Here is a 25,042-nt window from a genome sequence, read left to right on the forward strand (position 1 = left end):
AGGGAGACGGATCAGCTGATTGGATCGAGAACAGTCGGCCAGGCCTCCTTGTTTGTCCTTATGGCTTCAAGCAATTTGTCCTCGCCGATGCGGCGGGCGATCTTCTTCCACTCCGCTTCCGTGTCGGCCATCGCCTGTTCCGCTGTCTTGGCCTTGGTCAGCGACGCCATCAGGTTTTCGTCCAATGCGTTGTGGAAGGCGGTGGCGCCGGGATAGTTGATCGTCGGCACCGTGCGGGCGACGGTCTCGCGCACCACGTCGATGTGGTAGGCGTGGTAGGTCTGGCGCACCAGCGGATCGGAGAAATCCGAGAGCCGGAACGGATCGAGATAGCCGCCCGGATTGGCGCTCATCCAGGCATAGATGCGGGCGGAGCCCAGCCACTGCAGCAAAAGGTAGGCGACCTCCTGGTTTTTCGACTGAGACGAGACCATGCCGGTCAGCGAGAACCACAGCACGGAACGGCTGATCAGCTTGCCGTCGACTTCGCGGCCGGGCGGCAGCATCGAGCCGATCTTGCCGGTGACGGCTGAATCCTTGTTGCCGGCATTGTCGAGGAATTTCGGCAGGTTCGAGAAGGCGCAGGTCATCGCCGCGCCGCCCTTGGCGAAATTTCCATACTGCTCCGGCCAGCCCCAGGAGATCGCGTCCGGCGAGTGATGAACGAGCGAGCCGACATATTCGTTGGTGGCGGCAATGCCGTGCTCGGAATTGATCAGCGGCTTGCCGTCGTCGCCGAACAGGAACTGGTTGGGCGATGCCATCGAGACATAGCGCTGATACCAGTTGGTGTAGCCCCAGCCCTGGTTGCGCAGGTCGGTGGAGCCGAACAGGCCCTTGTCGGGGCGCTGGAAGAAGCCCGCGATGTCACTGTGCTGCTTCCAGGTCTTCGGCGGCGCCAGATCGTAGCCGAATTTGTCCTTGAACGCCTTCTGCTCGGCGGCGTCGCCGAACAGGTCGGTGCGGTAGACCCAGGTCTGGAAGTCGCCGTCCAGCGACACGCCATAGTTGGACCCGCGATATTTGTTGAGCAGCGACACGCCCTTGGCGCCGTCGACATAGCCGGTCTTGGGATCGTCCCATTCGGGCTTGTACTGGGCGACGAAGTCGTCGAGCTTGGCGATGCCGCCGGTCTCGGCAAGGTCGCCGAGGCGGTTCCATTCCGTCGAGTAGATGTCATAGGCCCCACCCTTGGTGGAGATGTCCTGCATCGTCTTGGTGAATTCCTGGCCGTTCGGCAGGCCGACGATCTCAATCTGGATGCCGGTTTCCTTTTCCCACAGCTCCTTGATCGACGGCGCACCCGCTGGGAAAGGCTGTGTGAGTTGGCCAATCGAGCCATCCGACAGGCCAAGTACTATCTTGGCCGATGCCTTGCCAGCTCCCTTCAAGGCCTTGGCCGCCTCAACGGCACGGCCTTCCGGCGTGTCGGCGCCATATTGATAGCGCTCGGCGCCCTCGAAACCGGTGGGGCCGCCGACCATGCCTGGCGCCAGCGCGTCGGCCGCAAGGGCACGGCCGGGACGGATGAATTGCGGGGCGATACCTGCCGCGGCTACGAACACCGCCGCCTTTCCTCCGGACGCCAGCAATCGGCGTCGCGATATGCGGATCAGATCAGACATTGGAATTCCTCCCTCAGGGCCAATGTTTCCTCCACGAGCCCATTGAGGGATATTGACGGCAGCACCGGAAGGCTGTCAACATCATAAATACTCAAAATACATCGTAACACCGCAACCGCGGAGAAAATACGTCATGCAAAGGTCGACAAACGGGCTCAATGCCTCGATTTGATGGGAAATCTGCCTTTCTGGCACGCGACTATCACGCCGGGCGACGCGATTTAGCCCTACCTCCTTGCGCATCGGCTAAGGCTCGATACATCATTTCCCATCAGAATCGCTGATGGCTGGCAGCTGTGGCGCCGTCGGACGGGCTAGCGGCATTGTGCGATCTGATGCATTGAGGAGATGAAGACGGTGCGTTCCACCTTGACTGACATAGCCCGGGAAGCCGGCGTTTCCGCCGCCACCGTCGACCGCGTGCTGAACAACAGGCCCGGTGTGCGGGCGCGCACGCGTGAGATCGTGCTCGAAATGGCGCAGCGCCTCGGCTACATCGCGGAGGGCCCGAACGGAGCGCCGCCCAGGCCCTCACCTGGAGAGGTCATCCGTCTCGACTTCGCTCTGCCGGCCGGCACCAATTCCTTCATCAAGATGCTGCATCGACACATCGAGGCGCAGGCCCTAGCGCGCCCCGATCTCGACGTCCACATCGCCACCATAGAGGGCTTCAACCCCGACCGGCTCGCCCGCCTGCTGCAAGAATTGCGTGGACAGACACAAGGCGTCGGCGTGATCGCGCTCGATCATCCAACGGTGCGCGAGGCGATCCGCTCGCTGTCAGCCAATGATGTCAAGGTGGTGACCATCGCCTCCGACATCCTGCATGTTCCGAGAGTGGCCTATATCGGCATCGACAACCGCGCCGCGGGGCGGCTGGCCGGCTATCTGCTCAACCGCTTCATGGCATCGGAACGCCCAAGCAAGGTGGCGCTGTTCGCCGGCTCGCTGTCCTACCGCGGCCATGAGGAACGCGAGATGGGATTCCGGCACATCTTGACCGAGGAGTCGCCCAATCTCAAGATCGTCGAGATGCGCGAAATGCTGGATGACCGAGAGAAGGCTTATTCGGAAGCATCAGCGCTTCTGGACCGGCACCCCGATCTTGCCGCGATCTACAATGTCGGCGCCGGCAACACCGGCATCGCTCGGGCGCTCAAGGAGCGTGGACGCGCCAAAGACATTCTCTTTCTCGGCCACGAGGTGACAGACGGCACCAAGGAACTTTTGTTGGATGGGACGCTCGATGCGGTCATAGATCAAAATCCGCGCGTCGAGGCGCGGGAAGCGCTCAACATTTTAAGCCACTCTGTCAGGCACCTGGACTATGAACCGCACCAACCACGACTTCAGGTGATCTTCAAAGAGAATATACCTGAAATCTGATCAATGGATCCGTGATCTTATCGCAAAGCACAGCGTTGGCGTCGCCACCGGTCCCAAATACGAACGAGAGCCCGAATGATCTCGTCAAAGCCGCCGATCTGGCACTATTCCGTGCGAAGTCGGAGGGCCGAGATCGGGTCGTGGTTGATGGTGCATGAGAAGGCCGTCGCCCGTTGCAACTCGGTCAGCGTTTCCGAACCTAAAAAGACAAGTCCACTCATAGCACCGAAGTCGCGAACGATTGGGGCGAAGAGGGTTCTGGATGCCGGCACGAAGCCGACGAATGGCATATGCCCGACCGTCCGCGACGATCACCTGAGGCATCGCCCCGGCCCCAGGCGCACGAGCAGATATGTCGCAGGCAACCTCGTGTGTTATACACGCACGCTGACTTTTTGGGTCGGACACGAGATCGATGGACCAGGAAACGCTTCTTGCCGCAGTCCTCTTAGCTGATGTCGTGGGCAGCACGCCACTCTATGAGCGGATCGGAGACGATGCCGCTCTACAGCAGGTCTCGCATTGCCTGGACACGATGCGCGAGATCGTCGCCAAGCACGGTGGTGATTTCATTTACTCGAAGGGCGATGACATACTCAGCCTCTTCGAGAGCCCGGAAATGGCGCTGAGGGCCGTCTGCCAAATCAGCCACCAACTGACTAAAGGTCCGTTAAGCGCCCGTATCGGATTGCATTTCGGGGCGGTCATTCGCGCGCGGGGCGCGATATTCGGTGACGTTGTCAATGTCACCGCAAGGTTGTCCACCACGGCGAACCCCGGAGAGGTGCTGATCAGCCAGAGCTTCTGCGAAGCCCTTTCCCCGAGAAGCCGCAACGGCCTGCGGCTCCTCGACAAAATGGCCTTGAAAGGGAAGCAAGAGTTCTTCGATGTCTATACCCTGTGGAGCGACGATGGGGCCCCCGGTACGCAGATCACCAGCCATGGCGCCACTACAGATAGACGCTCGGTCCTGCCGCGGCAGATTCATCTGGTCATCCGCTACAGAGATCAGCTGCGATCCTGTCGAAACGGCGAATCCGTGACAATCGGCAGATCGGCGGAATGCGATATCATCGTCGAGCGGCCCTGGGTATCGAGGCGCCACGCCGCCTTCACCATATTGAATGGCAGAGCTCGGCTTCTCGAACGAAGCTCTTCGGGCACATTTGTTTCCATGGGACTCGGCCATGAAGTATTCGTACGCCGTGAAGATATTGTCCTCTTCGGCTCCGGCGTCATCTCGCCTGGAGTGAAGTCGGCACTCGACGAAGCCCAGCTTCTTCACTACGAAATTGTCTCGGATTGACCCGGCCCGGCTACTAGCTCGACCGGTTTCGAGCTGGTTCGCTGGCGCCCTCAATGTCGCGCTGTATTCTTTGACAGCCATTGGAATCGACCGTTGGGCTGCGAAGAGCTGACTTCCGTTTCCCTCGCTGAGTTCGACGGAGCCGCGGCCGGTGCATCTCCCTCGCAGGATGCGGAGTTCTACCTGCTCCTAGGCGACATTCTGCAGGTGGATGGCTTCGGCAGCAAGCTGGGCCGCTCGATCGGTGACGCGATAGGTCTTGCCGCGAAAAGGCCGGTGCGTGGGAATTGTGCTGGACTGTCGGCCAGACAATGAGCTGGCGACGGGAGCGGCCGGCTGAAGCGGGATGCCCGGACCAATTCCCTGCCCTGTGTCGCCTTGATATCCCTAGGTGCTGAAGGTCAGCACAGGCTGTTGCAGCCCGGGGTCGACGAACGCTTCATCAGACCATTTGCGCCGCAATAGCTCCTCGAACACCTGCGAAGGCTCGCGATTGGGCTACCGTCACGAAATTGGCGCAGAAGCGCAGACCACTGACATATCGCGACCTCGAGATGGAGCTCGATACCACCGTATTTGCAGCACCGGGGAGATTCCTCTTGGGCCGATCGAGTTCAAGTTGGTGCGCCACATGCTCGAGAATCCTGAAAGGTGATCAGCCGTGATGAATTCATCGCAGCTGGCTGGTCGCAGAAAGCCAGTGTGAGCGCCCAGGTGGTCGACGTTCACATGAGCCAGTCGCGAAAGTTGTTGAAGCAGTCGTCGCAGAGTTGCCATTCGCACCCTGCGGCTTGCCGGCTATTCTCTCGAAGACACTGCGGGCTGACGATCTCGGCGATTGGGTTCAGAAAGGTCGCTGCGTGAGGCCGCAAGGGGACCGACCCAATGGGAAAGGTCTTGGCAGCTAGGGGACTTAACGCCACCGACATTGCAGCCGGGCGCTGCTCTAATCGAGAGAAAGTCTGGGCGTATAGAACAAGCGACATGAGCGTGTCGGATTGTTTGCATTCAAACGACCTTTGCGACGTTATCCGTGCCTTCGCCTTGCTGGTGCCGGAGGAAATCATGACGTCGCCCGACAATTCGGTCGAACTCGTTCGCGACAAGAAGTGGACGGTCCGCGTCACCGCCTACGGCAGCACCCTGACGTTTCCGTTCGAAGCAGAAAGCTATGCACGTTCTTATGCCGATGGTCAGGCATTCCGTCTCGGCGTTCAGGTGGCGGAACTGAAGCTATGCGGCTGACACTTTGTCGACGCGTTGGCGGATAGCCTGCATCGCGATCGGAACGAATAGGTCGCTGATTGCAGCCTCGCGATTTTTTCCTCAAATCCCGCCTGCAATCTTGACAGCAACTCGGCAAAATCCCTCGCCGACTAGTGTTTTCATATGAGCTGGAGCTTTCCTCGCCGCCGGTGTAGGCGGGATACGCTGCCGGGAAAGCCCTCTTTTCGCATAGACGCGAACCTTGTGCTTTTCCATCTCAAGGCTGATTGGCGGCTGGATGCGCGCGCCGTCTTTCATATTCTGCCATCGGCCCGCGCGGAGCGTGGAATCAACGGCGGGGAAGCGGATGATGTTTCCTGTTTGCGCTCGCGTAGCGCAAGAAACGCTGCGAAGAGCATGATAGCCATGCCGATGATGTCGATCAGGCTAACCTCCTCGCCGTAGGTGATGATGCCAAGCACGACGGCAATCACGGGTGAGACGAAGGCAAATGCTCCGGCGCGCGAGGCGCCGATTTCGTGCAGGAGCCGGATAAAGAGTGTGTAGCCTATGAACGAACCAAACAGCACGAGGAACAGCCACCCGACCCAAGCCGGCCAGCCCCAATCGCCTTTTAGAGCCGCGGTCGCGCCTGGCTCCACAACGAGTGAGATGAGAATTAGGAATGCGCCCCCGAAAAGGGTGGTGAAGCCGGCGATGAAGTCCGATGAATATACCTCAAGAAGCGGCCGCGCGAGCACCGAACCCCATGCATAGATTACAGCTGCCGACGCCACCGCTGTCATCGCCAGCAGCCGGAGCCCCCTGCCCTGCTGGTCTGCGTGTGTCCAACTAGCATAGGCCTCGGGCCCGAACAGGATGCACAGACCGGCCGCACCGAGCAAAATCGCAAAGAGCCTGCGGCCGTCATAGCGTTCGTCTCCCAGAAGCAACGCAAACCCAAGCAGCGTGACGGGGGTCAGCGAAAGCTCAAGAACAGCCGCGGTGCCCGTATCGACGTAGAGCATGCCCCAAAAGAGTGGGCCATAGCAAAGCGGAATCATGAACAACGTAACAACGAAAAGGCGCGGCCAACTCCTTTTGGCCACCCGTGGTAGAGCAGCGCCCCTTAGGCGCGTCGCACTGAGGATCAGCAAGCCGGCTACTGTAAAACGCGTGCCTGCGAACATCAGAGGCGGCACGGTGGCGATCCCTGCCTTGATACCGATCCACGTGGTGCCCCAGATCACACATAAAACCAAAAATGTCGCTGTGTTGCGGTTCATCGGAAACAGCCTTCGCTGGGCGTTGTTGGTTCGTCGTAACGGCCAAAAGACGTTTATTTCGTTACAACGGCCTCTTGCCAATACGGTTCCGCCAACCGATGTTTCCGGGATGGATTTTGCGAAGACTATCGTCGACATGCGCATGGTTGGCGGTCACGCCTGCCTGGACTTCGTCAACACGGTCGACGCGCGACGCGATGTGTGGGGGCCAGACCTCTTACAGACCTATGCCGACCTGGTCGTCTGGGCTGGACGTGCCGATTTGATCGACGTCGATGAGGCACGAGCACTGCTCGCGGAGGCTTCCGCCCGCCCGCTCCTTGCGGAGGCGGCATTGGAAAAGGCCAAGATTTTGCGCGAGGCCGTTTACGCGGCTCTCCAGGCCGAGGCGGCAGGCGCCCGGGTGCCGGACGATGCCTTGCAAATCGTGCGCGATGCAGTCGCCCTAGCCCTGCCGAAGCGCTCGCTTTTCCCGTCCGGCGACCGCCTCGCTTGGCAGTGGACCGACGCAGCCAGCCTGAACACGATCGGCCACCGCGTGGCCTTTGAGACAGCCGAGTTTTTGGTGTCCAGGAATGACCGCCGCCGCGTGCGCGAGTGCACCGGGCCGAACTGCGGTTGGCTTTTCATCGACACCTCGCGTGGCGGGCGCAGACGGTGGTGCTCGGATGAGAGCTGCGGCACACGCAGCCGGGTAAGGCGCTTCAGGGCAAAAGCCGCAGGGAACATGGCTCCCGACAGCAAGAATTAGTATCTGACGCCAGGCTTGGATGACCAACGCAGCATAGTTGGCTTCACGCTATCCCTGTCGCTGTTTGTCCAACGAAGCTGGTCTCGCGAGCGACTGTGGCCAAGAGTGTGGAGAACACAGCCGGCGCGGCAAGCCATCATCGCGTTCCAGAGCGGGTTGCTTCGGGGCCGCCTACCTCGCCACGCTTCGATCGGTCGATCTGCTCAAACTTGACGGGAACTCCGGTAGCGTTACGGCGTTTTTCTCAGTCCGAAACAAACAAGGATAGGTGCCATGGACTGGAACCGTGTCGAAGGCAATTGGAAGCAGGTAAAGGGCAAGGTCAAGGAACAGTGGGGCAAACTCACAGACGATGATCTGGACCGTATTGCCGGTAACCGCGATCAGTTGGAAGGCAAGATTCAGGAGCGCTACGGCATTGAGAAGGACCGCGCTCGGCGCGACATCGATGACTGGTATGGCCGGCAAGGCTGGTAGGTCGCCGGTTCCAAACTGAACTTGAAAAAGGGCTCCGGGAGGTACGGCGCCCTTTTTTGCCGCGTTTCTTGTCGCCTTTTCGTGAGTCTCACGACAAGGGCGCTCACCGAGAGACGTGGAACCGCGAAAGGTGCCCGTCGTTATCTGGTTCTCGAAATTACATTGGGGGATTAGTTGGACAGAGACGACGCCTCGGCGATCACAACTGGAGTTAGCGGCCTCGACTACATTCTTCGTGGCGGCTACGCCAGGAACCGCTCCCATCTCATCGAAGGGAAACCAGGTTCTGGAAAAACCACTCTTGGCCTCCAGTTTTTGATCGAGGGCGCCAAGAATGGCGAGACATGCCTTTACATCACTTTGTCAGAAAGCAAGCGCGAACTGCTCTCGGTTGCTGGCCGTCACGGCTGGGATCTGAAGGGGGTGCAAATTCTTGAACTTGTGCCGCCGGAGCTCAGTTTCGATCCTGCGCAGCTACAGACATTGATCCATTCCTCGGAATTGGAACTCGGCGAAACCGTGCAGTCTGCCATGGCCGAGATCGGACGCGTCAGACCCGATCGCGTGGTGTTCGATTCGCTCTCTGAAATTCGACTTTTATCGCAAGGGTCATTGCGGTATCGGCGCCAGGTGTTGGCATTGAAGAGCTTCTTCATGCTCAACAATGTGACGGTGCTTATGCTCGACGACCTGACCGCTGAGCAGGATGACCTCAATTTGCATTCGATCAGTCACGGCGTCATTCGGATGGAGCAGCTGTCGCCCGTCTATGGTGGAGAGCGTCGGCGGCTACGCGTGATCAAAATGCGCGGCGTGCAGATCCGGGGCGGCTTTCACGATTTCGTCATTCGCCCAGGCGGCGTTATCGCCTATCCGCGGCTCGTTGCAGCCGAGCATGAGGTGGCCGAGCATGATACGCCGGCCATGAGCAACAACCGGATCGACACCCTGCTTGGCGGCGGGCTGGCCCGTGGTACCAGCACGATGCTGATGGGGCCGTCTGGCGTTGGCAAGTCTACAATTGCCTGCACCTATTGCTATGCCGCACTCGAGCGTGGCGAGCGTGTGCTGGTGCTGTTGTTTGACGAGACAAAGCGCATCTTCTTGGCGCGCGCCGCCGGGCTCGGCATGGACCTGGAGCCGTTTGCCGAGGACGGCACGCTGATGCTTGAATCTGTCAATCCGGCTGAGCTTTCACCAGGCGAATTGTCTTCGCGCATCCAAGCGGCCGTCGAAGAATCCAATGTGCGGATCGTCGTGATCGACAGCCTAACTGGCTATCTCAATGCCATGTCCGAAGAACAACATCTGGTGCTTCAGATGCACGAGATCCTCACCTATCTCAATCAGAAGGCAGTGGCGACGATCCTGCTGTTGGCCAATCACGGGCTGTTTGGGCAAACGGCAGCGCCGGTCGACATGACCTATCTCTGCGATTCCATCATGCTTCTGCGCTTCTTCGAGAACGCAGGTCAGTTGAGACGCGCGATTTCGGTTGTCAAGAAACGTGTCGGCCCCCACGAAGAGACGATTCGTGAGTTTAAAATCGGCGGTAACGGCGTGGCCATAGGTGAGCCACTGGAACAATTCCGCGGCATCCTGATGGGATCTCCGGAATTTGAAGGCAAGCAGACAGACCTTCTGAGGGACAAGGCGCTGTGATGTCGTCCAGCCCCGCCGTTCTCGTGCTGGCGCCGCTTGGCCGTGACGCGAGGATCGCGGCCTCCATCCTGGCGACAAACCAGATTGCCTCGCGTGTGTGCGGCAGCTTGGAAGAGGCAGTGCCGCTTCTCGACGAGGCTCAGTGCCTTGTCGTGGCCGAGGAGGCCCTGCTCAGTTCCGATCGAACGCAGTTTGCGGCCTGGCTTGAAGCCCAACCCGCATGGTCGGACTTTCCGATCGTGCTTCTGACGATGCGGGGGAACGAAGTCGACGCGCGGATGGCATTTCTGGACCGCTATCTGATCGTGCTTGAACGGCCATTTCTGGCTTCGAGCCTCGCCAACTCGGTGCGCTCCGCCTTGCGTGCCCGCGCCCGCCAGCGCGAGGTCCAGTCCTACATCGAACAGAAGCGGGAGGTCGCCGATCGGCAGAAATTGCTCATCCGCGAGCTGCATCACCGCGTCAAGAACACGCTGGCCAACGTTCGCGCCATGATGGGCGCGACGGCCAAGTCGAGCGGCAACGTCGATGATTTCGTACGCGATTTTTCAGCCAGGCTCGTTTCCCTGGCCCAGACCCATTCGATGCTTACCGACGATTATTGGCAGACTGCCTCGCTGCACAAGCTGCTCGAAAGCGAGCTTGACCACTATGAGACGCGCGACAGGCCGCGTATCGTTATGGAAGGCCCGAACGTAGCGCTAGTCGCCGACATTGCGGTCCCTGTCGGGATGGCTTTCCACGAACTGGCCTCCAATTCGTCGAAGTTTGGCGCGCTTTCGCAAACGGGAGGCCGCCTTGATGTCCGCTGGTCGTTAGGCGGGTCCGGCGATACACAGATCGTCAATCTTGACTGGCGGGAACGAGATGGGCCGAAAGTCGAGCAGCCCAGTCGCCGGGGGTTTGGCACGACACTTCTGGAAAAGGTGGTGACCGTGCAATGCAACGCCAAGATCGAATTGAACTACCATCGTGACGGCTTGCAGTTCACCATGGCCTTGCCGTTGCGAAACACGCGCCTTGTGCCGGCTTACTGAGCGGCAACGGAAAGGCTGGCTGGGCGCCGCGATAGGGATTAACTGAGCGTCACTCGGCAGGCTGGTCTAGCGCTTTAGCCAAAACATCAGTTCCGAAAAAGACCGCCTCTATATCTCCCATATGCCTCTGCAACATTGCGAGAGCTCCGGCGTGGTCTATGCGGCCGACCTTGGTGATGAAGTCGAACTCGTGCCGCGGCGCTGTGACCCGGGTCATGCGTCCTAGACGAAACTTTGGGCTCCCGGAGCGCAGTTTTGTCGCCTTCGTGGTCACCCCCCGCCATTTTGCTCACGATCCTCGTTGATAGCCCGGATGCGCATCTGAATCATCTGCGACCCGTCTGAGTTCCGACTGGCGTCGTAAAAAACCAAGAGGCCCGCAGGCAGGCTCGATCGACGGTCAGCTATCCCGAACAGCAAACGAAATCACCCTTGCCTTTGGCTAACCAACTTTCGCCAGATCACCTTCGCAATGGCTGCGGCCCCAGTACGGTCGGACAGCCCGCGCCTCTGGCGGCCGAAGTGAGGCGCCGGGAACATACAACGTCGGTCGTTGTTTCTCTGATCAGGAGGAAAGATAATGGCAGACGATAAGAGCAAGCGTGATTTTCGAGATCGCAATCGTGTATCAGTCGATGAAGATTATGAGGTTGGCTATTTCGCCAAACAGCATCGTATCACGCCAGAACAGGTCCGCGAGCTAATCAGAGAACACGGCAACGACCGGAAGAGGCTCGAACGCGAGGCAAGAAAACGGGCTGATATCGGCTGATGGTCGCGACGCATCACGCGGCTTTTCGACGAGCGGGTCTGAAAGGCTGCGCGAGCGTGAAAACGTCTGGCCGGATGCCCGCCTCGACTTGCTTCCATGTGACCGGGTGGGCAATTGGGAAGCCGGGCCGCGCTCGCGGGGAAAAAGCGCCTATTGCGGTATTGCCCCGTCCGTTGCGGAGATAGTCGAGAAAGATCCGGCCTCCTCGGGCTGCGGGGTCAGCTGACAACAGGTATCGGTCAGGATCGGTATCAACCAGACGGTGGGCGAGCGACTTGGCCAGTTTCCGGGCGCTGTCATGGGTCATCTTCGCAACGAGCGGGGCCATCAAGTGGATGCCTTTGCCGCCAGTGACCTTTGGCCAGCTCTCCAAGCCTGCCGCTTCCAAGATGCCCCGTAGCGCCAGCGTGGCCTCGATCACAGCGTCCCATGGCACGCCTTCTCCGGGATCGAGGTCGACGACGAGCCGGTCCGGATGTTCGATGTCTTCAATCGTCGCGTTCCAAGGATGAAGCTCAACGGCATCCATCTCGACCAAGCCAAGCAGACCATCCATGTCATCTATCCATACCCGAATGCCTTCGCCGCCTTCGCGCTTTTGAACGCGGAGCTGGTGCACGGACGACGGTATCCGAGGTAGCGGTCCCTTGTGGTAGAAGGTTGCGCCAGAGGCGTGGAGGACCAGCTTCAGCGGTCGCCGAACGAGATGAACTAGAGCTTGATCAGCGACCCGCCGCCAATAGTCTGCCAACTCTTCCTTGGAAGGTGCAACCGCATCGGGTAGCAGCTGGAGAATGTTCTCGCGCGGGACGCCGTGTTGTCCTTCCGACCTCCGCTTGGACGGCGATGGAGGCTTGGGCGGGATTGCCTGAAGGTCCTCGCGGAGTCCCTTGAAGACCGCCTCACGCAAGATGCCCCGGTCCGACACGCCACTGAATTGCACCTCGGCAAGAACGTCTGGTTCGACCCATGTCGCCTTGGGCTTCTTGATCGGCTCCGACAGCGGTGACTTGGCGATTACAAGCGGATCAAGCCGCTCCCTAACGCGCCGAGCTGCGTCCAGCGTATAGCCGGTCTGGGCCTTCCCGGCATAAAGCAGCCGGTCGCCCTCTCGCCTGCCGATGTACAACGATGCGGTGCGGCGCGGCTGCGCGCCAAGTTTCTCGACGAAAGCCACGATTGGAAAAGTGTCGCTCTTGACACATTTGACCTTGACCCAACTGGTCTGGACGCCCGAGCGGTAGTGAGCATCCGCTCGCTTCGATACGATTCCCTCTATGCCCATCCGGCAGGCATGGTCGAACATATCCTTGCCGTTCACCTCCAGATGCTCGGCATAAGTCAGGGTTGGCTGGGTTTCGGTCAGCAGCTTCTTCAGCGCAGCCTTGCGCTTCACTAACGGTTGTTCCCGTAGATCACGGCCATCGAGGTACAGGAGGTCGAAAGCGTAGAGAGTCATCCGCAGCGAACTTGGGTTGCCCAGCTCACGTTCCAGGGCTTGATAGTCCGGCAGGCCGGTGTCGCCCAGGACGACAGCTTCACCATCGATGATAGCGGATTTGACCGGCAGGCTTGCCGCGGCCTGAACAATCCTCTTGTAACGGTGGGACCAATCGTAGCCGCGACGCGTGAATGCTCGCGCCTTTCCGCCTTCAACGACCAGCTGCGTCCTGTAGCCGTCATATTTGATCTCGTGAAGCCAATCTCCGCCTTCGGGAGCTTTCTCGACCAGTGTGGGCGATTGGAACTCGATGAACGAAAGCCGGTCAATGGCACTGGTCATATGCTCGCGACTCCAGGAATCGCGACTCAAGCCCCAGCGCCCCTGTCGGTTCCGAGCCTTTTAGAAGAATTGCATCGCGACGATTGGTTATCCGCCTCACTTGTTGATGTGACGGCGCAGCAGAGTGATGTTGCGATTGTTCGCCTTAAAATAGACGTCGAAGATCGAGCCGAGAATTGGGACACTTCCTACGAGCGTATCCAGCAGCACGTTGCCTAGCATGCGGGCGACCAACCCATTTCCGGCACCGACGTTTCGAGCTCGCAAGACGATGTAGGCCGAGACAATGCCCGTCGCCGCATCTCCGAGTACGGGAACCAGACCTACGAGCGCATCCAGTCCAAAACGAATTGATGTGCCTGGAATGCGCCAGCGGGAATCGAGTAGCGCGGCCAATAGATCCAACTCGGCAAGTACGTTTGCTGTATGACCACCGTGACCGCCCTGCCCGATCATGCCAACTCGCGCGCCAGTACGATTTAGTATCTCTCCCTGATGGATAGCCGTCACCTTAGATATCGCTTTGACCGCCTGAATTCGCTTGCGTCCTGTGCGATGGCACGTCGTCGAGCAAGGTCGTCTCACCCGAGCTTTTCGGCGCCTCAACGGGCAATTCACCAGTAGGCGTCATCTTGCTGACGGCCTCAGGCAAATCTCGCGTGATCCGGCTTATGAGCTCCTCGCGCGATAGGCCGGTCTGCATCGAGAGGGAAGTCAGGGTGTCTTCGTCTATGGCTGCTTCCACCTCGCTTGGCTGGATCGGCTCGTTCGGCCCGGTGCCTACCCACGAATCGACCTTCGATCCGGCGCCTGCCCCTCTGAACCGGTCGAGAATATCGCCAAGCGCGGTCCCCGAAACGCCTTTTGAAAGCTGATCCAGAATCCCGCCTTGCGGATCATTTGGGTTGCGATCGCCCGCTCCACGGATCATGTCGCCGATCTTGTCGCGATTTTGGTATGCCAAGACGCCGAGCATCGCGATCGCCAATTTTCCCAGGTTAGCCATTGGTACCTCCACTGTTCAATGGACAAGGGCTCAACATCACAAAAGTTCCGACCGGCGACGATCTAATTGAATAAGGGCTGGCGTATCGACACAGACGTGAGCGGTGCTGCCTAACCGGCTTGTTTCCGTTTGCGGTGCGGCTTCGGCCTCGCAGACGCTGATCGTGCAAAGCTCGTTGCCTGCCTGATCGCGCATGCGCACTAACCATCCGGTCATATCGTCATCGCCCAGATCAGCCAACAGGCCGATTACGCAACGGATCGCTTCGGCGCGAGCGGCCTCAAAACTTGGCGTCTCGGCAGGCGGAACCTGGCGAGCCTGGTCGCCGTCGCGATAGTAGAACGTATAAGCGAGATGGATCCCACGCGCTGCCTAAGAGTATGGAACTACCACCCTCATCTTTGACGGGGGTTTGGCCAAACAGCGAACATCGGCTAGGCCTGAGACGATCGATCGAGGTCGACTCGCGCGACGGCGTAGGCGCCAAGCGAGATGCTTTGATCATCCAGCGGTCTTGCGGAACTTTCCATGAAGTCGGGATCGGTTGCCGCCCGCTCGAACTGCTCGGCGCCGAGAAGAGCAATGCGGGCGCTGCTCGGCGAATCCGAAAGCCGCACAGATTGGGTCTTGGCGGTAAGGTTAGCGACCCACAGGGTCACGCGGCAATCTTTTTCAGCCGCGATCGTCACGACGCCGTCACAGCCGGAAGTTCCTACGGACAGCAAGGTGGCTCCGCCGAGCTTTGAGAGACCAGCCAAGACATGGAAAGCGGGATAGACCGTTGGGCCATCCTGCTGGTCATACCATGGCTGCATGAAATCAGCCTTCCTATGGATTTGGCCAAAGGGGCCGGCGAAGTCACCGAACGCGACGGCCTCGATTCCTTCGCGAGCGCAGGCCGCGAAATATCCGACAGTCCAAGCCGCATTAAACAGCCCGCGCTGACGAGGATCAATGCGCGATAGACAGACGCGAGCGTTCGCTTCATTTGGCGCAGTGGATTTTCCGTATGGGTTCTCACGGCAGCCGAGCTGGATGGGACCGATACGCAGTGGCAAGCGTTCCCCCATGAAAGCATGCGCGGAGCGGATTAGATGGGGGATTGCCTGAAGTGTCTCCATCACCGAGACATCATCTGCGGCGTGCACGCTTGGACAGGTGGTGAAGGTCACGTAGTCGAGCGCTTCGGCTGGCGGACGCTTGCGGTTGAGTTCGGTGAAGTAAGCGGCCATGCCGCCGCCCAGCGCGATGCCCGGGAACGCCCGGCGAGCGGCGGAGTAGCTTTCGTGGAAGCTGGGCATAGTCGGCCACGGTGCTCCCGGCTGTACGGATGTCATGTCCTGCGCCGGAAATACGGAGACAGCTTCTAGTTTGAGGCCGAGTGAGTGGACAGCATCCGCAACCGGCGCCAATTCGCCGAATGGATCGCGCGTGCCCTTGGTGATAATCTCGAGGACCACGCCAGCGTCGGTCAGCCGTGCGAGCGCGGCGTAGCTTTCTAGTTCGTCCTGGCCGTGTGCGATCCGGAGATCGACCTGGCAGACCATCCACTGCGGAGCCATTCGTCGTAGGAGCTCGGGGGTTTCGAGCGCGTGCTTTGCCTCGTCGGCGGCGACGCCGACGCCAGTGCGGGGCACTCGGCCGACCGGTCCGCCGATCGTCAGGTTGATGAGTGGATTGCGATTTTCAGACGTCCCGGCAGGGAGCGTTCCTGACACGTGAAGCCGGACGGCCTGCGTGAATTTCTGGCCCCTGGGCAGTCTGTAAGGCCACGGGCGACGCAGAGGGCGGACATATGTTTTATAGGAGGCGTCAGACCAATTGCGTTGGTCCTCCATCTCAAAGGCATCACCCTCCATGGTGCATGTCGCCCAGATCCCAGGCGCGATCTCGTGCGACAACGCCCGGATGTCGGTGAACGGACATTTTGGATCGATGTGGTCCGGAAAGAACGATAGCTCGTCGTGACCATCCTCATGCAGCACCTTTATCGGCTTGCCGGCTAAGCCCTCGATCGGATGAAGGACGACGAAGCCGGTCCGATTCGTCAAAACGTCAGTCTCGGGCTCTGCCTCCGCCACAAACGACAGCGCACCATCGCCACTGCCTGAGACGCGCGCCCGGTAAATCAGGCGGCCGGATGTTGCGGCACATGTTGCACGGTATTCAATGGCGAACGCATCCGGCCTCTCGTCGATCCGGAGATCATCGAGAACGGTGGTACATGTTCCCCAGTTTTCGTCCCGTACAAGAAACGAGATTCCGCGCAAGATCTCGATCGTCCCGACGTGGATGTAACGCAACGCCCCATTGTCGAACGCGACCGACAAGGATCCGGCGCGCAGTGTGCGCAGCGGTGCCTCGAGCTCTTCGGTGCCACACAAGCGGACTGCCAGGGAAGCTGCCGAGGTCAAATTGCGCGCTCCGTCGTGGCGTCGAAGATCGAGGCCCGGTTCATGTTGATGTCGATCGCAAGCTTCTCGCCCGGACGGCTGACATCGTGCGCCTGCAGCTCAGCCATCACCGGCACGCCGGCCAGTCGGAATGTCGCGTAACTGCGCGAGCCGGTCGGCTGCAGCAGGTCGATCGTTGCCTCATAGCGAAACGTGCCCTGCTCCGGCGTTGCAGTGTGCGCACGAGTGAGGTGTTCTGGCCTCAACCCGAGCAGCACCTGCTGTCCGTCCGCGACGCCCTTCAGCCCCCTGCCGCGCGCTAAAGGCAGCAGTGCATCCGCGAGCCGGATGGCAGCGGCGCCTGCGTCCAAGGCAAGGGTACCTGGCAGGAAGCTCATCCGCGGCGAACCCAGGAACCCAGCGACGAACGTTGAGGCCGGGTGCTCGAACAACTCGAGTGGCGCGCCCTGCTGCTCTATCAACCCGTCGCGCATCAGCACGATGCGGTCAGCCAACGTCATCGCTTCGATCTGGTCATGGGTGACGTAGATCATCGTTGTCGCAATGTCCTGGTGAAGGCGTTTGATTTCGCCGCGCATTTCGTCGCGGAGTTGTGCGTCGAGGTTGGACAGCGGCTCGTCGAACAAAAAGATGCGGGGGTTGCGGACTATGGCGCGGCCGATGGCGACGCGCTGGCGTTGGCCACCGGACAATTGGCGCGGAAAACGCCCCAGCAACGGAGTGATCCCAAGCATGCGTGCCGCCTCGGCCACGCGCACCTCGACCTCTGGCTTCGGCATCTTGCGAGCCTTGAGGCCGAAGCCAATGTTCTTGGCCACGTTCATATGCGGATAGAGCGCATAATCTTGAAACACCATTGCCACGTCGCGATCGCGCGGCCGGAAATCATTAACCACCTCGCCGCCAATCTCGATCGTGCCTTGTGAGCTCTCCTCCAGTCCTGCGATGGTCCTCAGCAGAGTGCTCTTGCCGCAACCGGAGGGCCCAACCAGGACAGTGAACTCGCCGTCGCGGATGTGGAGGTCAATGCCGCGCACGGCATGGAACGCGCCGTAGCGCTTGTGCAAGCCGGTAATTCTGACTTCGGCCATGCCTTCCCTTCCTATCCGCGAACGGCGCCGAGCGTCAGCCCGCGCACGAGATGTCGTTGAGCAAGCACTCCAAGGGCGATCGATGGCACAAGGGAGACGATGGCAAGGGCCGCGGCTTCGCCGTATTGCGCGCCCTGGAAGCCGATGAAGGCGCGGAAGACCGTTGGCAGCGTAAAGGCAGTTCGGCTGGTCAAGATCAGAGCGAAGAAGAACTCCGTCCAGCATGCAATGAAGGCGAAGACAGCCGCCGCGACAATGCCTGGTGCTGCCAGCGGCACGGCAACGCGCCAGAACGCCTCCCATCTCGTGCAGCCATCGACGAGGGCCGCCTCCTCCATCGACTTCGGCATGCCGCGGAAATAAGCAAACATCATCCAAACGGACACCGGCAGCGTGAAGACCGTGTAAGCTATGATCAGCCCGATATGGGTATCGTACAGCCCAACGCCGCGGTAGATAAGGAATACCGGCAGGACAATGCCGATCGGGGGCAGGAAGCGCTGCGACAGCACCCAGAAGGACAGATGCCGGCCGCCCGTGTCGTAGCGCGCCAGACTATAGGCCATCAGCGTGCCTATCAGTGCCGAAAGCACCGTGGCCGAAAGCGAAATAATCAGGCTGTTGATGAGCCCGTCGAGACCACGATAGGCGAACAGCGCAGCTTTGTAGTGGACAAGCGTCGGAGCGGCGGGGAACCAGACAGGCGGTACGGTGAGGTAGTCGTCGCTGGGCTTGATGGAGGTGTTGAACATCCAGTAGAGCGGCCACATCACGAACACCAGGAAGAACCCCAGCAGCAGAATTCGGCCGATCGGCAACGACCGGCGTTTCCTGCGGCGGGCGGGCGCGACGGCGGCCATCAGACCGGTTCTACCTTCAAGAGCCGACGCACCAGCAACGTCACGATGAGCGCCGTAAAGATCAGGAACAGCCAACTTCCTGCTGTTGCCTGCGACAGATGAAACTGCGTGAAGCCGATGGTATAAAGATAATAGGAGGCCGTGTAGGTTTGTGTTCCTGGGCCACCCCCTGTCATGATGAAAATGGTATCGAACATACGGATTGCGTCGAGCAGACGGAAGGTCAGCGCCAGCAGCATCATCGACCCGAGATGCGGGAGCGTGATCGCCCAAAAAACCTGCCAGGCGTTGACGCCGTCGAGTTCTGCCGCCTCATAGAGATTGGGTGGGATTGCGGTCAGCCCGGCGAGCAGGATGACGAACATGAACGGCGTCCACTGCCAGACATCGGCGATGATCAGCGAGACGTAGAGCCACGGGCGCTCCGTCATCCAGCCGATCGTAACCTCCTGCCCCAATAGTTGCGTCAGGACATAGTTGGTCGGTCCAAAAGGCCGCTGTAAGAGCAGCGTCCAGGCTTGGCCAACGATGACCGGGCTGATGAACAGCGGCACGATCAGGATCGACATGATCACACCGCGGCCCGGAAAGCTGCGCACCATTGTCAGCGCCACCAGGAGGCCGAGAACGAACTCTATAGCGACGCTGATGCCCGACAGCGATGCTGTCAGCAACAGCGACCAACGTGCTACGGGATCGAACACGACCCGCTCGAAGTTCTTCAATCCGACAAAGGCGTGGCCCGGCACCTGGAAGTCGTAGTTGATGAAGGATACCACCAGCGAGAACAGAAGCGGATAGATCGACAGTGCCAATATCAGCAGCACAGCGGGGGCGACCAGCAGCCACTTGAAATGACGGTCAGCCCATTGGGCAAAGGCAGACAGCCGGGGCGGTGCGCCGGCGGCCTTCAAATGGCGGATCGTGGCTGTGGGCTGCATAGGCGTATCCAATCGCCGCTTAGCGGGGAGGTGTTGCGAGCCAAGCGCCCGCAACACCAATTGCTCCAGAGAGTCCGCCTCCCTTCAGAGGGTGACCGCCATGCCAAGTTTTTCCACCGTGTTGTCGGCGGTGGCGCCAGGCAGTTTCAAGAACTCGGTGTAGAAGCCCTTCTGCGAATCCACACCCAGTCGGTCGGTCGTCTCGTTCCACTCGGCGGCCGCCGTTTCAAGCGACGCCTTCGGATCCGCACCAGCCCACACCGCCGTGCACATGCGATCGATGCTCAAGAAGTAGTCCTGCGCGCCTGGCATGATCGGGTCGAGCAGACCGACGTTTGCCGAGTTGTTGAGGTTGGCAAGGTACTCCTTGGCACTCGGGAAGAGCGCGCCGTAGAGCTCGGACTTGAAGTGCGAGATGCGGTACGGGTCGCGTAGCGCGTAGGGCAGCATGCAACGTGCCAGCGAGACGGGTGGCGAGCATACCCACTGCATGAACAGATACGCCGCCTCAGGGTTGGGCGAGTCGGCCGACAGTGCCTTGTTGTAGCCGGTGGCATGTTCCGGATTTCCCGGAACCACGGCATAGCCGACCTTGCCGGCGATTTGGGACTGCGGAATGAAGTTGATTGCCGTGGCCGACTGCGAATAGTTCGCCGCCATACGGCCGCTAGGAGGCCAGGAATAGATCATCGCGACTTTGCCGGTCAGGAAAGCCGCCCACAAGGAGACGGCGTCGAGCTCGTTGTTGCCGGGGATCGAGGCCTTGTTTGCGGCGAGCATGTTTGTCAGCGTCTTGACGCCGGCATCCGAAACCAAACCTGCCTTCATGTCGTCGCCGAAGAGTTTTCCGCCGTTGGCCCGGTACTGCTGCAGAAAGTCGAACTGATTGCCGGGGCTGCCCGCCTTGCGGAAATGTCCCGCGCCATAGACCTTTGGCGCCATCTGGTCGGTGATGAACTGGGCGATCTGGGCATATTCTTCCCATGTCTTGGGCGGCCCAAGCTTGGCGTTGAACTTCGCCTGGTAAGCCTCCATCATTTTCGGATCCTCGAAAATGTCCTTGCGGTAGTAGAGAGCGAACATGTCGCCGTCGTCGAAGAACCCCCAGATCTTGCCCTTGTAGGTCGGCAGCGCCTTGTACAGGGGATGATAGTCCTCGAGGTCTGCCGGGTTCATGTATTTGGCGATGTAGTCGTCTAGCGGGGCGATGACGCCGCCATCGGCAAGCGACGGCGTCCAGGCCGGCGAGATGTCGAGGACGTCATAGGCACCCGAGCCGGCGATGTGCTCGGCGACCGCCTTGGAGTACTGGTCCGGGTTCGACAGCTCGACGACATTCGACTTCATCCCGGTAAGCTGCTCCCACATCGGCCCACTGAAATTACGCGGGTCGAGTGCCTGCAGGCCAGCCTCGTAGGTCATGTTGAGGGTGACGCCCGAATGCGCCTTGGCCGCCTCCGCCGCGCGAAAGGCGGAACCGTCCGCAGGCCCTTCCTTCGATGCTTTCAGGGCTGCGGCCTGCGCCTGGCCGAGCGGCGACGTGGCGTCCGCCAATTCCAATGTTTGCTGCGCCAGCGCCCAATCGGTCATCATCCCCAGCAGCGGGCCGGACACGGCCAACATGCCGGTCATCTGACCGAAGCGGGTGATGAAAGTTCGGCGGGTGGTTTCGCCGCGCATGAAGGCGTCGACCTCTGCTTCGAGACCTGCCTGAAAGTCACGTTTTTCACGATCGTTCATAGTGCTTGGTCCTCCCATTTTCCTTTTGCTTCACTCGTCCGCCGGCGCAGCGGTCAAGCATTTCCTCCCGTAAGGTCGCCGCAAACAGGCCGCGGCGGCGCGCCGAAATCAGTGTCACTCCTAGGTTCCAAAGCGGGCGGCGAGCCCAGACAGCCTGGTCTTCCACAGCTCGCTCGAAAGCACCTCGCGATTGACCACGCCGCGCGGCTCGCGACCGCGCTGCACCTCCATTACCGCTTTGACGTCCGCCGCACCGTTGCCGGCAAAGCACTGGTCGGTCCAGCAAAGCGCGTGCGGCGCCAGGATGACATTGTCGAGTTTGAGGATCGCATCGTCTGCGTCGGGAGGCTCTTGTTCCAGCACGTCGAGACCGGCGCCGGCGATGCGGCGCTCCTGCAGTGCTTGCGTCAGCGCTTTCTGGTCGACGATCGGGCCGCGCGCGGTGTTGATCAGGTAAGCTGTCGGCTTCATCAGGGCGATCCGCTCGGCATTGACGATGTGGTGGGTCTGGGGTGACAGGGGGCAACTCACCGACAGCACGTCGGCGCGGCGAAACAGATCCTCCGGCCCTACCAGCTCGACGCCCAGGTCGGCAGCGACCCCCTTGTCGGCAAACGGGTCATGGGCAATGAATTGCATGTCAAAGGGCTTCGCCAAGCGGAAGACCTCGGCACCGATGTTGCCGATGCCCAGCGACCCAAGCGTACGCCCGACGAGGCCGACCCCCATATGTTCGGAGCGCTTCTCAAAACCAACAGACCCTTTGCGGGTGAGCGCGTCCTTTGTCAGCAGCTTGCCGGTCAGCGCCAGCATGAAGGTGATGACGGATACGGCGACGGGCCGTCGCACGCCATCGGGCGTGATGACCAAGGCAATACCGGCTGCGGTGCATGCCTCAACGTCGACAGTGTCGTAGCCGACCCCGAAGCGGGCAACGACGGCCAGGCGGCCGCTCCTGGGCACACTCGTGGCATCGAAACGATGGGCGAGGAGGATCAGCGCATCGAAATCCTCAAGTTGGTCGGCGCGAAGCGGACTGTTTGACTCCAGGAACACCATCTCGACAGCTGTCGCATTGCGCAGCGGCTCCAGATCGAAATCTGGGTAGGTCGGCGAGCCGTCCGGCCTGCGGAAATCACCGGAAAGCGCCACCCTGAATTTCACGCTGTCCATCGTCTCCTCCGCTCCTATTGGCACCCGGCCCGGATCTTGGAAACCGCGTCGGCGATCGCGTCGTGCAGGACCCAAACGTCGCCTGAATAACAAATGAAATCGAAGCCCTTTGCGTAGAACTCGTGTCCCTGGGCGACGTTGGGCACCAAGCGTCCAAGCGATTTGTTGTGCTTCTTGGCGGCGGCAACGATTTTGGCCATTGCAGCAGTGAAAGTGGGGTGGGCGAAGTCGCCAGGAATGCCGAGCGAGACGGACAGATCGAAATGTCCAACCCACAGACAATCGACCCCGTCCAGTCCCGCGATGCCGTCAATGTTCTTGACGCCGTCGGCGGTCTCGATCAGGCAGATGAACGTCGAGCGCTTGTTGGCGGCCTCGAATTTATCAGCGACCGAGCCTGGCCGGTAGCGGTCATGAGCGATCTGCAGCGCCACGCCGCGGGCGCCGGCAGGGTGGTACTTCATGGAATTGATGATGTGCTGCGCCTGTTCGACGCTGCTCACCATCGGCGCGATCAGGCCTTCGGCGCCCATGTCCATGGCGCGGGCAAGGAAGTGGTAGTCCTGCGATGGCACACGCACCATGACCGGCAGGTCAGCCGCCTCGAAATAGCGGATCGCACTCTTCAGCGTTTCCAAGTTAAATCCCGAATGCTCCATGTCGAAAAAGACGAAATCGCAGCCAGCGGACTTCAGGATGTGACCGATTCCCGGCGTGGCGAACTCGGCGACGAGCGTACCGAGCTTGACCCGCCTGTGAGAAGCTAACGCCCTGAGACTTGGCTCCGACATGCACTTCCTCCCGTTTGCCCCAATGGGCCAATCCGCCTATGTTCGCTTCAATGCGTGGCTTCAAGAACGAGGTCGCAGGTCGTCACCAACTTGGTCACGACGAGCGGCGCGCTCTGCGTATTGAATTCGTCGAAATGAGCGGTGCGGCAGTGGTCCTCGAATGCGGCCTCGCTATCGTAAATCTCATAGAGCAGGACCCGATCCGGTTCGCCGCGCGCCTCCGTCACGTCAAAGCGGCGACAGCCGGCCTCGGTGCGCATCGAGGCGGTCGCATTGGCGTCGACTAGTTCACGGAATCTGTCCCGGGCACCAGGCCTCAGGCGGAAATCGACCCAGACGACAAATCCGGTCATCACTTGGGCCTCGCAAGTTGCAGATACCGCTTGGCCACATATTCGAGATGGCTGCGCATGGCCGCCTCTGACGCGTCTGGATCGCGCGCGGCGACGGCCTCGAAGATTTCGCGATGAGCCTGGTAAGCCTTGCGGTCTTCACCCTTGGCCAATGTGGTGCGACGCTGTTCGAGCAACCATTCAGCTAAGGCCGCGTGAATAGCTGTAAAGATCCGATTGCGGGTGATTACCGCCAGCACGTAATGGAAGTCTACGTCCGTGCGCTCGAAGCGCGCCAGATCGCCGATCGACTGCCGGTTGAGTTCGAGCGCCTCCTTGAGGCTTTCAACGTCTTCCGGGGTAGCATGCACAGCGGCGTTGCGGGCAAGACCGACCTCGAAAAACAGCCGCGCGCTCTGGAAGTCGTGAACCCCTCCCGGCGCCGAAATCATGTGCCGAGCCGGCCCTGAAAGGGCGTCGATCACGAATTGAGGAGTGGGTCGAGTGACGCGGGCACGCTCCCCCGATTTTATCTCGACAAGGCCCATTTTGCTCAGATGCAGCAGGGCCTCACGGATGGAAGGCCGCCCTACCCCGAACTGCCGCATGAGTTCCCGTTCAGATGGGAGACGGTCGGCTTCGGCCAACTCTCCCTCTCGGATCATCCGCTCGAGGTGCGCTGCCACCTCGTCCGAAAGCTTCCGCTGTTTGATCAGAACTCCGATCATGTGGCATACCTGTTATACCAATTAGGTACGTTATGATCCCATAGCACCCCTTGTCAACGAGATCTAAGCATCCGGTGGCCGGGCCCTTAAAGCGACTCCGTCGTTGTCGAGGCGTCCTTTGCGACGCCTTCAATGTCTTCACGAAGATTTCAGTAACTTGAGGGAGAGCGAGCACAATCTGCTCGGTGTTCCGATCGGGAACGGTCTTCGAACCCTGGGTCGGTGGTCAGTTTGAACCTGCGGTGTGGACCCCAGGAGTGCCACCGGGCCGTGTGCTGGCCGAGACCTACCGAACCGCCTGCTTATGAGCTGGGACATGAGCCCTCGATGGCAAGTAGACCTCGACCTGAGCAAGATCAGCGAATGGAAGCGGGTTCACAGCCGAGGCGGAAAACGCGAACTCTCGCTGCTGGACCCCTTTGGCAATACGCCTGCTCCATCTCGTAATCTTTTTCCCCGCCGCAATGTCGCAAAGGAAGGGATTGTCGGGTTAGTCCCCTCTACGCTCCAGAGCGCTCGTCACGTTGTGCTCATCCTTGTGCGGTTGGCGGCCGCCGCTTGAGGATGCGCATTTGAAACTGTCTCAAGATCATTTTAGTCCTGAGGGGCCTCAGGCGGGGGCGCTTGCCATTTAGTTATCGTCACCTGCGCATGTCGAACCCGTACTCGGCGCCA

At 60.2% G+C, this 25,042-nt stretch carries 23 protein-coding genes; 8 read left to right on the forward strand and 15 right to left on the reverse strand.

The genetic code is table 11. The annotated features are described in order from the left end of the window. Window positions 1-11: 11 nt before the first annotated feature. Window positions 12-1,625, reverse strand: coding sequence for an extracellular solute-binding protein (locus NKL06_RS01775; RefSeq protein WP_023693345.1), 1,614 nt, complete (start codon window positions 1,623-1,625; stop codon window positions 12-14). Between the two features lie 357 nt (window positions 1,626-1,982). On the opposite strand from NKL06_RS01775, the gene NKL06_RS01780 reads away from it, so the two are divergent. From NKL06_RS01780 to NKL06_RS01790, 3 genes are all read left to right on the forward strand, one after another. Beyond that, the gene (locus NKL06_RS01780; RefSeq protein WP_023693344.1) at window positions 1,983-3,011 is read left to right on the forward strand and encodes a LacI family DNA-binding transcriptional regulator; all 1,029 of its coding nucleotides are present in this window, start codon (window positions 1,983-1,985) and stop codon (window positions 3,009-3,011) included. A 415-nt stretch (window positions 3,012-3,426) separates the two neighbouring features. Then, window positions 3,427-4,317: an adenylate/guanylate cyclase domain-containing protein gene (locus NKL06_RS01785; RefSeq protein ID WP_023693342.1), complete on the forward strand. Its 891-nt coding sequence runs from the start codon at window positions 3,427-3,429 to the stop codon at window positions 4,315-4,317. Between the two features lie 984 nt (window positions 4,318-5,301). After that, window positions 5,302-5,562, forward strand: a complete 261-nt coding sequence (locus NKL06_RS01790; RefSeq protein ID WP_023693340.1) for a hypothetical protein — start codon at window positions 5,302-5,304, stop codon at window positions 5,560-5,562. 275 nt (window positions 5,563-5,837) lie between these two features. Here the strand turns inward: NKL06_RS01790 and NKL06_RS01795 are convergent, their stop codons facing one another. Next, window positions 5,838-6,809 carry a DMT family transporter gene (locus NKL06_RS01795; protein ID WP_023693339.1) on the reverse strand — a complete coding sequence of 324 codons (972 nt, stop codon included), beginning with the start codon at window positions 6,807-6,809 and terminating at the stop codon, window positions 5,838-5,840. Between NKL06_RS01795 and NKL06_RS01800 the strand changes: the two genes are divergently transcribed. The 5 genes from NKL06_RS01800 (at window position 6,760) to NKL06_RS01820 (ending at window position 11,508) form a co-directional block, all read left to right on the forward strand. Further along, window positions 6,760-7,560 carry a CGNR zinc finger domain-containing protein gene (locus tag NKL06_RS01800; protein WP_156936022.1) on the forward strand — a complete coding sequence of 267 codons (801 nt, stop codon included), beginning with the start codon at window positions 6,760-6,762 and terminating at the stop codon, window positions 7,558-7,560. The two genes, NKL06_RS01795 and NKL06_RS01800, sit on opposite strands and share 50 nt — an antisense overlap. 273 nt (window positions 7,561-7,833) lie before the next feature. Continuing rightward, entirely contained in the window at window positions 7,834-8,037 is a 204-nt protein-coding gene (locus tag NKL06_RS01805; RefSeq protein ID WP_023669466.1) for a CsbD family protein, read from the forward strand. 174 nt (window positions 8,038-8,211) lie between these two features. Continuing rightward, the gene (locus NKL06_RS01810; protein WP_023693338.1) at window positions 8,212-9,699 is read left to right on the forward strand and encodes an ATPase domain-containing protein; all 1,488 of its coding nucleotides are present in this window, start codon (window positions 8,212-8,214) and stop codon (window positions 9,697-9,699) included. Next, entirely contained in the window at window positions 9,699-10,736 is a 1,038-nt protein-coding gene (locus NKL06_RS01815) for a sensor histidine kinase (RefSeq protein ID WP_031210597.1), read from the forward strand. Before NKL06_RS01810 ends, NKL06_RS01815 begins: the two co-directional genes overlap by 1 nt. Before the next feature lie 580 nt (window positions 10,737-11,316). Next, a complete protein-coding gene (locus NKL06_RS01820; RefSeq protein ID WP_084567716.1) occupies window positions 11,317-11,508 on the forward strand; it encodes a DUF3606 domain-containing protein in 192 nt (63 codons plus the stop codon). A 13-nt stretch (window positions 11,509-11,521) separates the two neighbouring features. Here NKL06_RS01820 and ligD read toward each other — a convergent pair whose 3' ends face one another. The 13 genes from ligD to nanR all read right to left on the reverse strand — a co-directional run bounded on the left by ligD (window position 11,522) and on the right by nanR (window position 24,367). Then, window positions 11,522-13,291, reverse strand: coding sequence for a DNA ligase D (gene ligD, locus NKL06_RS01825; RefSeq protein WP_023693336.1), 1,770 nt, complete (start codon window positions 13,289-13,291; stop codon window positions 11,522-11,524). A gap of 96 nt (window positions 13,292-13,387) precedes the next feature. Further along, entirely contained in the window at window positions 13,388-13,747 is a 360-nt protein-coding gene (locus NKL06_RS01830; protein WP_032998960.1) for a DUF4112 domain-containing protein, read from the reverse strand. Window positions 13,748-13,802: 55 nt separating this feature from the next. Next, window positions 13,803-14,297, reverse strand: coding sequence for a YidB family protein (locus NKL06_RS01835; protein WP_023682271.1), 495 nt, complete (start codon window positions 14,295-14,297; stop codon window positions 13,803-13,805). 36 nt (window positions 14,298-14,333) lie between these two features. Beyond that, a complete protein-coding gene (locus tag NKL06_RS32670) occupies window positions 14,334-14,657 on the reverse strand; it encodes a DUF6894 family protein (RefSeq protein WP_502903783.1) in 324 nt (107 codons plus the stop codon). A 74-nt stretch (window positions 14,658-14,731) separates the two neighbouring features. Continuing rightward, the gene (locus tag NKL06_RS01840; protein WP_023693334.1) at window positions 14,732-16,711 is read right to left on the reverse strand and encodes a D-apionate lactonase family protein; all 1,980 of its coding nucleotides are present in this window, start codon (window positions 16,709-16,711) and stop codon (window positions 14,732-14,734) included. Next, window positions 16,708-17,802, reverse strand: coding sequence for an ABC transporter ATP-binding protein (locus NKL06_RS01845; protein WP_023693333.1), 1,095 nt, complete (start codon window positions 17,800-17,802; stop codon window positions 16,708-16,710). The genes NKL06_RS01840 and NKL06_RS01845 overlap by 4 nt, the downstream gene beginning before the upstream one ends. A gap of 11 nt (window positions 17,803-17,813) precedes the next feature. Next, complete coding sequence (locus NKL06_RS01850; protein WP_050587094.1) at window positions 17,814-18,662, reverse strand: carbohydrate ABC transporter permease; 849 nt, start codon at window positions 18,660-18,662, stop codon at window positions 17,814-17,816. Beyond that, window positions 18,662-19,657, reverse strand: coding sequence for a carbohydrate ABC transporter permease (locus NKL06_RS01855; protein ID WP_245264565.1), 996 nt, complete (start codon window positions 19,655-19,657; stop codon window positions 18,662-18,664). The genes NKL06_RS01850 and NKL06_RS01855 overlap by 1 nt, the downstream gene beginning before the upstream one ends. A 30-nt stretch (window positions 19,658-19,687) precedes the next feature. Beyond that, the gene (locus tag NKL06_RS01860) at window positions 19,688-21,343 is read right to left on the reverse strand and encodes an extracellular solute-binding protein (RefSeq protein WP_023693331.1); all 1,656 of its coding nucleotides are present in this window, start codon (window positions 21,341-21,343) and stop codon (window positions 19,688-19,690) included. A gap of 120 nt (window positions 21,344-21,463) precedes the next feature. Beyond that, window positions 21,464-22,516 carry an NAD(P)-dependent oxidoreductase gene (locus NKL06_RS01865; protein WP_023693330.1) on the reverse strand — a complete coding sequence of 351 codons (1,053 nt, stop codon included), beginning with the start codon at window positions 22,514-22,516 and terminating at the stop codon, window positions 21,464-21,466. 14 nt (window positions 22,517-22,530) lie between these two features. Then, window positions 22,531-23,307 carry an HpcH/HpaI aldolase family protein gene (locus tag NKL06_RS01870; protein ID WP_023730901.1) on the reverse strand — a complete coding sequence of 259 codons (777 nt, stop codon included), beginning with the start codon at window positions 23,305-23,307 and terminating at the stop codon, window positions 22,531-22,533. A 47-nt stretch (window positions 23,308-23,354) separates the two neighbouring features. Further along, a complete protein-coding gene (locus tag NKL06_RS01875) occupies window positions 23,355-23,660 on the reverse strand; it encodes a putative quinol monooxygenase (protein ID WP_023693328.1) in 306 nt (101 codons plus the stop codon). Next, window positions 23,660-24,367, reverse strand: a complete 708-nt coding sequence (nanR, locus tag NKL06_RS01880; protein ID WP_023693327.1) for a transcriptional regulator NanR — start codon at window positions 24,365-24,367, stop codon at window positions 23,660-23,662. The genes NKL06_RS01875 and nanR overlap by 1 nt, the downstream gene beginning before the upstream one ends. Window positions 24,368-25,042: the final 675 nt, after the last annotated feature.

The organism is Mesorhizobium sp. C268A (assembly GCF_040324475.1).
In the GTDB taxonomy this organism is placed as follows: Bacteria; Pseudomonadota; Alphaproteobacteria; order Rhizobiales; family Rhizobiaceae; genus Mesorhizobium.

Excerpts from the sequence above, each read along its gene's own strand:
- nanR (WP_023693327.1), bottom strand. The coding sequence starts at position 24,367 with ATGATCGGAGTTCTGATCAAACAGCGGAAGCTTTCGGACGAGGTGGCA.
- NKL06_RS01860 (WP_023693331.1), bottom strand. The coding sequence starts at position 21,343 with ATGAACGATCGTGAAAAACGTGACTTTCAGGCAGGTCTCGAAGCAGAG.
- NKL06_RS01820 (WP_084567716.1), top strand. The coding sequence starts at position 11,317 with ATGGCAGACGATAAGAGCAAGCGTGATTTTCGAGATCGCAATCGTGTA.
- NKL06_RS01835 (WP_023682271.1), bottom strand. The coding sequence starts at position 14,297 with ATGGCTAACCTGGGAAAATTGGCGATCGCGATGCTCGGCGTCTTGGCA.
- NKL06_RS01775 (WP_023693345.1), bottom strand. The coding sequence starts at position 1,625 with ATGTCTGATCTGATCCGCATATCGCGACGCCGATTGCTGGCGTCCGGA.
- NKL06_RS01850 (WP_050587094.1), bottom strand. The coding sequence starts at position 18,662 with ATGGCCGCCGTCGCGCCCGCCCGCCGCAGGAAACGCCGGTCGTTGCCG.
- ligD (WP_023693336.1), bottom strand. The coding sequence starts at position 13,291 with ATGACCAGTGCCATTGACCGGCTTTCGTTCATCGAGTTCCAATCGCCC.
- NKL06_RS01790 (WP_023693340.1), top strand. The coding sequence starts at position 5,302 with ATGAGCGTGTCGGATTGTTTGCATTCAAACGACCTTTGCGACGTTATC.
- NKL06_RS01870 (WP_023730901.1), bottom strand. The coding sequence starts at position 23,307 with ATGTCGGAGCCAAGTCTCAGGGCGTTAGCTTCTCACAGGCGGGTCAAG.
- NKL06_RS01815 (WP_031210597.1), top strand. The coding sequence starts at position 9,699 with ATGTCGTCCAGCCCCGCCGTTCTCGTGCTGGCGCCGCTTGGCCGTGAC.
- NKL06_RS01785 (WP_023693342.1), top strand. The coding sequence starts at position 3,427 with ATGGACCAGGAAACGCTTCTTGCCGCAGTCCTCTTAGCTGATGTCGTG.
- NKL06_RS01795 (WP_023693339.1), bottom strand. The coding sequence starts at position 6,809 with ATGAACCGCAACACAGCGACATTTTTGGTTTTATGTGTGATCTGGGGC.
- NKL06_RS01845 (WP_023693333.1), bottom strand. The coding sequence starts at position 17,802 with ATGGCCGAAGTCAGAATTACCGGCTTGCACAAGCGCTACGGCGCGTTC.
- NKL06_RS01805 (WP_023669466.1), top strand. The coding sequence starts at position 7,834 with ATGGACTGGAACCGTGTCGAAGGCAATTGGAAGCAGGTAAAGGGCAAG.
- NKL06_RS01875 (WP_023693328.1), bottom strand. The coding sequence starts at position 23,660 with ATGACCGGATTTGTCGTCTGGGTCGATTTCCGCCTGAGGCCTGGTGCC.
- NKL06_RS01865 (WP_023693330.1), bottom strand. The coding sequence starts at position 22,516 with ATGGACAGCGTGAAATTCAGGGTGGCGCTTTCCGGTGATTTCCGCAGG.
- NKL06_RS01830 (WP_032998960.1), bottom strand. The coding sequence starts at position 13,747 with ATGATCGGGCAGGGCGGTCACGGTGGTCATACAGCAAACGTACTTGCC.